The following is a 1,289-nucleotide window of genomic DNA, read 5'->3' as shown; positions in this document are numbered from 1 at the left end:
ACGGCGAGTTGCGCGACGATGTTGTTGGGATCAGCCTGCAGGGCGGCGTCTGCCGCGGCGCGCGCCTGCACATACTTGCCCTTGGAGCCATAGGCCGTGGCCAGCGCGGCCTTCAGCTCCGCCTGGCGCTTGGGGTCGGTGAGCTGGACATCCGCATATTCGGCGATGAACTTGGTGGACTCGCCGCGCAGGATCATCGCTGCGGCCATCAAAGGCACGAGCTCGTCCTTGCTGTAGCCACCTTCGCGCGCCTTCGACAACTCGACCCAGGCGCCGTTCGCATCGCCGGTCTCCAGCAGGGCCTTGCCAAGCCAGAAGCGGGCATCGACGAGCGACGCATCCTTCTGCAACGCGTTCTTGAACTCGATGACGGCCGCCTTGTATTCAGCCTTCTGCATGCGGGCCTTGCCCGACTCGACCATCYGCGGCGCCGACGGACCCCAGCAACCGGTCAGCAGCACCGAGGCCACGAGCACGGCACCGGCGAACCGCGCGGGTGTGGAATGCATCTTGTTGTTCATTTGATCTGCAACCGGTTCATCATGTCGTAGAGGGTTGGGCGGCTGATGCCTAACAGTTCGGACGCACGGACGATGTTGCCATCGGTGCGGGCGAGCGCCGTGATGAGGGCCTGGCGTTCGGCGTTTTCGCGCACGGTGCGCAGGTCCAGCGTCACGTTGTCATCGGCCGGTGCCGACGCCGGCCGCAGACCGAGGTCCACCGCCGCGATGCGGTCCTCCTCGGCCATGATGACGRCACGCTTGAGCATGTTCTGCAGTTCGCGCACATTGCCCGGCCAGCGATGCGCTTCCAGCGCTCGCACGGCATCGTCGGCCAGTGTGGGTACCGGGCGGCGCATTTCGGTCGCGAAGCGTCGCGCAAAGGCATGCGAAAGCAGCACCGGGTCGCCCACACGGTCACGCAGCGGCGGTATCTCGACGACGATCTCTGCCAGGCGGTAGTACAGGTCTTCACGAAAGCGACCGTCGACGATCCGGGCCTTGAGATCCTGGTGGGTCGCGCCGACGACGCGCACGTCGATGGGGATCTCCTGGCGGCCGCCGACGCGCTCGATGACCCGCTCCTGCAGGAAGCGCAGCAGCTTGGCCTGCAAGGGCATGGGCAGGTCGCCGATCTCGTCGAGCATCAGCGTGCCGCCGTTGGCGGTCTCGATCTTGCCCAGCGTCGACTTGTTGGCGCCGGTGAAGGCCCCCTTCTCGTAGCCGAAGAGTTCGCTCTCCAGCAGCGTCTCGGGGATGGCCGCGCAGTTGATGGCGACGAAGCGGCCC

General features: G+C 66.3%; 1 protein-coding gene and 1 pseudogene. Both read right to left on the bottom strand.

The window, feature by feature from the left end; genetic code table 11:
• A pseudogene (locus AC1DU6_RS31655) lies at positions 1-521 on the bottom strand (hypothetical protein); the annotation flags it as partial.
• On the bottom strand, positions 518-1,289 hold a 772-nt coding region (locus AC1DU6_RS31650), incomplete at its 5' end, for a sigma 54-interacting transcriptional regulator (RefSeq protein ID WP_477862142.1). The pseudogene AC1DU6_RS31655 and the gene AC1DU6_RS31650, both read right to left, overlap by 4 nt.

The sequence above is a fragment of the Roseateles sp. P5_B10 genome (assembly GCF_056400485.1).
Note: the sequence above shows the minus strand (reverse complement) of the source record. Positions and strands in the feature narration are given on the sequence as shown.